Here is a 5,275-nt window from a genome sequence, read left to right as displayed (position 1 = left end):
GACCCGAATTCATCGTCCATCAACCGCCAGAAGTCACTGATTCGCACGCGTCCATCTTCTCACGTATGGGCCCGCACCGAGCGGCCGGCGGGCCGGAATCCCCGCCGCCACAGCCGGCGCGCGGCGCGTCCGGCAGCGGTTGCCCTGTGCCGGGACACTGCTCATTAGACTGAGGCCATGACAGACCATGCCACGGGCAGCCCAGACACAGGATTCGACGCGGCCATCGAATCACTTGAACGGCAGTTGAGCCTGCTCTGGCGCCGGGCAAGGGCGAACTCGCACCGGGTGGCGCGGAGCGTCCATCCGGATATGGAGCCTGCCGCTTACGGCCTGCTGCTGATCCTCCAGCGGGAGGATTCCATGCGCCTCACGGAATTGGCGGCCGCCATCGGGGTGGGCAAGCCCTCCGTCAGCCGCCAGATTGCCATGCTGGAGCAGTTGGGGCTGGTCGGGAAGCAGGCGGACCCCTTGGACGGGCGGGCCCAGTCCATCACCTTAACCCCCGCCGGGCTGGACAAGCTTGCGCAGGCCCAGGCCGCCCGCAAGGTTGCCTTCCATGAGCGACTGGGAGATTGGTCCGTCGAGGATTTGTCGACGCTTGGGCAGCTGCTGGACCGGCTGAACTCCTCCTATGCCAACGAGCCACCCGTCCACTAGAAACAGGCACGGCACCTTGGCAGCAGGAAACGGGCTTGGACGCAGAAAACGGGCCGGTTCCGCCGCTATGGCGGAGCCGGCCCGTTTCGGTCTGTGAATTAGTACCGGGCGGAAGCCAACCCGCGGAGATCCTCGGGCAGCTCGTCCGGAATGTCACCGACAAACTCCCGCGAAAGTTCCTGCGGGACGGTGTCGGGAATCACCACACCTTCAGCATCAGCAACACGGTCGCTGACTTCCCGCAGCATGTGCGACAAGGGAACGTCCAGGGCGGAGCAAATCGAAGATAAGAGCTCCGACGACGCTTCCTTCTGGCCGCGCTCGACTTCGCTGAGGTATCCGAGAGAGACACGGGCGCTGTGTGAGACTTCACGCAGGGTGCGGCCCTGACGCTGCCGGACATCGCGGAGGACGTCGCCAATTTCGTGACGTAGCACTACCATTTTGCGCTCCTTCTGCTCCCTGCGCGGTTCGTCGGCCAATCCCACGTCACGCCAACGGACGACACCGTTTACGGACACGGGCTGCTTTACCATCTGTATCGCCTTGCTCCCTCATAAGGTATGCGGCTCTTGCCGCTGTCTTCCAAGCCTAGGCCAACAACCTAACAGCTGCTGACACCTTTGATAACTACTGAATCAATATTTTTGTTCCCGCCGGGATCTATGGTCCGGGAGGAGAAGCGGCCGTGTCGACGGCGCGGCCCAGTTCCTCGATGGCTGCTTCGCATGCCTGCTGACGGATCCGGGCCCGGTCCCCCGAGAAGTAAAACTCGACGGCGCGCGTTCCTTCGGGACCGGCCACGCCAATCCACACCGTCCCCACGTCACGTCCACCGTGCGGTTCCGGTCCGGCCACCCCCGTGGTGGATACCGCGATATCTGCCTCGAGCAGCCGCCGGGCGCCCTCTGCCATTTGACGGGCGACCGCTTCTGTGACAGCCCCTTCCCGGGCCAGGAGGTCAGGGTCGACGCCAAGCACCGCGGACTTAACCTGGCCCTGGTAGGAAACCACGCCGCCTTGCAGCGTGCCTGAAGCCCCCGGAACCGTGGCCAGTTCCGCAGCTACCATTCCTGCCGTCAGTGACTCGGCTGTTGCAATCGTCAGCTTCCGGGCGATGGCAGCACCCACAACCGCGGATGCCTGCGTGCTGTTCACTGCCGGCCCTCGGTTCCCGCCAGAGCGCTGCGGCGCAACCTTACCGCTTTCACGACGTAGTCAATGCCGGTCACCACGGTCACGGCGACGGCGACCATCATCACGGCAAAGGCACCCCAGACGGCCCACGATCCCAGCCACGCTTCCAGCGGCAGCAGATAAAGGAAGATCGCCAGCGTCTGCAGTACCGTCTTCAGCTTGCCGCCGCGCGAAGCAGGCATGACGCCGTAGCGGATGACGACAAACCGGAGCAAGGTAATGCCCAGCTCCCGGGCCAGGATGACGACGGTGATCCACCATGGGAGGTCACCCAGGATCGACAGCAGGATCAGGGCCGAGCCGATCAGGAGCTTGTCGGCGATAGGGTCTGCAATCTTGCCGAAATTCGTAATCAGGCCGCGGCTGCGCGCCAGATCGCCGTCGAGTTTGTCGGTGTAGATTGCGACGGCGAAAACCAGCACCGCCAGCCACCGGAACAACTGACCCGAACCTGCATCTACCAGCAGGAACCAGATGAAAAAGGGAACCAGCAGGATCCGCACTGTGGTGAGGACGTTGGCGATATTGAGCAGGGGCACGGGCCGGGACGCTGAATCAGTCACGGGTTCAAGGCTACCCGCCCGCAGGATCGCTTCAGCCGCCAAGCGGTCGGCTGGCTGCCCGTGGACCCGGGCATCCGCAGGCAGCCGGGCGAAGGTCAGCGTCCAGTGAGGCTCCAGGCGTCTTCCGGCCCTGGTTCGTCGTCGCCGTCGTGATAATCGACTGCCTGCGGCCGGGAGTCCAAATCCTCGGCGACCAGGTCGCGCGGACCCTCAAAACCATGGTTCGCGTTGGCGTTGTCGGCCAAGGCATCGGTCAGCGGGTCGGCTTCACCGGCCCCGCCCGGGCCCGCCGACGGCGCCTCGCCGCCCTTAATCGCGGCAAGTGTGGCTGCCAGATCGTCCGGCTTCACCAGCACGTCGCGGGCCTTCGAACCCTCGGACGGGCCGACCACTCCCCTGGACTCCAGCAGGTCCATCAGGCGGCCGGCCTTGGCGAAGCCCACACGCAGCTTCCGCTGGAGCATTGACGTGGAGCCGAACTGCGTGGTGACCACAAGTTCGGTCGCCTGCAGCAGCACGTCAAGGTCGTCTCCGATGTCGTCATCGATCTGCTTCTTGGGCGCCTCGACGGCGACGTCGTCCCGGTAGACGGCCTGCAGCTGGCCCTTGACGTGTTCAACAACCTTGTGGATTTCCGATTCCGAAACCCAGGCCCCCTGCACACGCATCGGTTTATTGGCACCCATCGGCAGGAACAACGCGTCGCCCTGGCCGATCAGCTTCTCGGCACCCGGCTGGTCGAGCACCACGCGGGAGTCGGTCACGGACGAGGTGGCAAACGCCATCCGCGACGGAACGTTGGCCTTGATCAGGCCCGTGACCACGTCCACCGAAGGCCGCTGTGTGGCGAGAACCAGGTGAATACCCGCGGCGCGGGCCAGCTGCGTGATGCGGACAATCGAATCCTCAACATCCCGCGGGGCAACCATCATCAGGTCCGCAAGCTCATCCACGATCACCAGAAGGTACGGGTAGGGCTTGACCACGCGCTTTGACCCGGCCGGCGGCACAACCTTCCCGTTGCGCACGGCCTTGTTGAAATCATCGATGTGCTTGAAACCGAAGTTGGCCAGGTCGTCGTAGCGCGTGTCCATCTCCCGGACCACCCACTGCAACGCCTCGGCGGCCTTCTTCGGATTCGTGATGATCGGCGTGATCAAATGCGGGACACCCTCATACGCGGTCAGTTCCACGCGCTTGGGGTCCACCATGACCATTCGCACCTCGTCCGGCGTCGAACGCATCAGGATGGAGGTGATCATGGAATTCACGAACGAAGACTTGCCCGCGCCGGTAGCGCCTGCGACGAGCAAGTGCGGCATCTTGGCCAGATTGGCCAGCACGAAGCCACCCTCCACGTCCTTGCCCACACCCATGACCATGGGGTGCTCGGTCTTGCGGGCGTTGTTCGACCTGAGCACGTCGCCCAGCGATACCGTCTCGCGGTCGGTATTCGGGATTTCAATGCCGATGGCCGATTTTCCGGGAATCGGCGACAGGATGCGCACGTCGGAGCTGGCCACCGCGTAGGAAATGTTCTTGGACAGGGCGGTGACCCGTTCGACCTTCGTCCCCGGCGCCAGCTCGATTTCGTAGCGGGTCACTGTCGGCCCGCGCGAGAAGCCGGTCACCCTCGCGTCCACCTTGAACTGGTCCAGTGTCTCGGTCAGCGCCTTGACGACGGCGTCGTTCGCCTCCGAGCGTTCCTTCGACGGCGGTCCCGGCGGGAGGAAGTCCGAGGGCGGCAGCGTGTAGGCGACGTCGCCGGCCAACTGCAACTGCTCCGTGCGCTGCGGGATCGGGGTGGCCGGCGGCTGTGGCTGCACCGGGTTGGACGGGACAGTGGGCACTGCGGCAGGCAGCACCGGCAGCGCTTCGGTGGCGCCTTCGGGAACCAGGCCCTGGTCGCGCTTGATCTTTTCGACCGCCAGTTCGGCCTGCGTCGGGCGGCGGACTCCCGGCGGCACGGCAGGCGCCGCCTGCTCCGTTCCGGCCGGTTCCTCAGCTTCCTCAGCCTCCTGAGCCTCGATCACGGGAGTCTCGAACGCCTCGTCGAAGTAGAACCCCTCGTCGTCGGCGCCGGCCTCTTCGGACGCGCGTTTGCCAAACAGCTTGCGCCGCGGTTTGCGTTCCTTGGCCGGGGCTTCGTCGGCATAGAGGTAGCTCTGGTCGTGCCCGTCCCCCGCTGGCTGGTACTGAGCCTCGGCCGACGGGTCCTGGCCCATCAGGTGCTCGTACAGCTGCCGCAGGCGCATCGGAATATGGCGGAACGGCGTGGCCGTGATGATCAGGATGCTGGTGAAAGCCAGCAGTCCGTAGACAGCGACCGGCAGCCACATGCTGACCGCTGCCAGTGGCGCCGCGAGCAGGAATCCGGCCATGCCGCCGGCGGCCCACAACGCATCGAAGCCATCGGCCAGGGCGGGCTGCCCGCCGATCACGTGCGCGAGCCCGGAGCCGGACGCCAGAGCGAGGATGAGACCGATGGAGATGCGGCTGTTGGCCGGAGAGTTCTCCGGGTAGCGCATGAGGCGCACGGCCATGATCAGCAACAGCACCGGAAGCACCAGGGCCATCCAGCCGAAGGTCCCACCGGCCACGGCGTGCACCGCGTCTCCGAACCACCCGTCGAGTGCCCACCACTCCACCGTGGCCACGCAGGCAGCCAGCAGCAGCAGGAAGAATCCGGTGCCGTCGCGGCGCAATTCAAGGTCGGGCCGCACATCGGGGCCGAGCTTCCGGACGCCCGCAGCGACCGGGCGGGCTACGCCCATCCAGACGGCATGGATGATCCGGGGCAGCAGCGGCAGCTGCTCCTCCTGGGGCTGCACATCGAGCACCTTGGTCTTGCTGGA

Annotated in this window: 5 protein-coding genes; 1 reads left to right on the top strand and 4 read right to left on the bottom strand. The window is 65.4% G+C overall.

All coding sequences use genetic code 11. From position 1 onward, the window contains the following. Positions 1–177: 177 nt before the first annotated feature. Positions 178–660 (top strand): MarR family winged helix-turn-helix transcriptional regulator, encoded by a 483-nt coding sequence (locus AC5RWT_RS34185; RefSeq protein WP_494084100.1) that lies wholly within the window; start codon positions 178–180, stop codon positions 658–660. Between the two features lie 98 nt (positions 661–758). On the opposite strand, the gene AC5RWT_RS34180 is transcribed toward AC5RWT_RS34185, so the two are convergent. The 4 genes from AC5RWT_RS34180 to AC5RWT_RS34165 form a co-directional block, all read right to left on the bottom strand. Further along, the gene (locus tag AC5RWT_RS34180; RefSeq protein WP_493968083.1) at positions 759–1,196 is read right to left on the bottom strand and encodes a helix-turn-helix domain-containing protein; all 438 of its coding nucleotides are present in this window, start codon (positions 1,194–1,196) and stop codon (positions 759–761) included. A gap of 127 nt (positions 1,197–1,323) precedes the next feature. Next, complete coding sequence (locus AC5RWT_RS34175; RefSeq protein WP_494084099.1) at positions 1,324–1,818, bottom strand: CinA family protein; 495 nt, start codon at positions 1,816–1,818, stop codon at positions 1,324–1,326. Next, complete coding sequence (gene pgsA, locus AC5RWT_RS34170; protein ID WP_493968085.1) at positions 1,815–2,420, bottom strand: CDP-diacylglycerol--glycerol-3-phosphate 3-phosphatidyltransferase; 606 nt, start codon at positions 2,418–2,420, stop codon at positions 1,815–1,817. Before pgsA ends, AC5RWT_RS34175 begins: the two co-directional genes overlap by 4 nt. Before the next feature lie 95 nt (positions 2,421–2,515). Beyond that, positions 2,516–5,275 (bottom strand): FtsK/SpoIIIE family DNA translocase (locus AC5RWT_RS34165; protein WP_494084098.1); only part of this gene is annotated, 2,760 nt, incomplete at its 5' end.

Source organism: Arthrobacter sp. Dra40 (genome assembly GCF_059091905.1).
This window is presented reverse-complemented; position numbering and strand designations above follow the sequence as displayed.

Excerpts from the sequence above, each read along its gene's own strand:
- AC5RWT_RS34185 (WP_494084100.1), top strand. The coding sequence starts at position 178 with ATGACAGACCATGCCACGGGCAGCCCAGACACAGGATTCGACGCGGCC.
- AC5RWT_RS34180 (WP_493968083.1), bottom strand. The coding sequence starts at position 1,196 with ATGGTAAAGCAGCCCGTGTCCGTAAACGGTGTCGTCCGTTGGCGTGAC.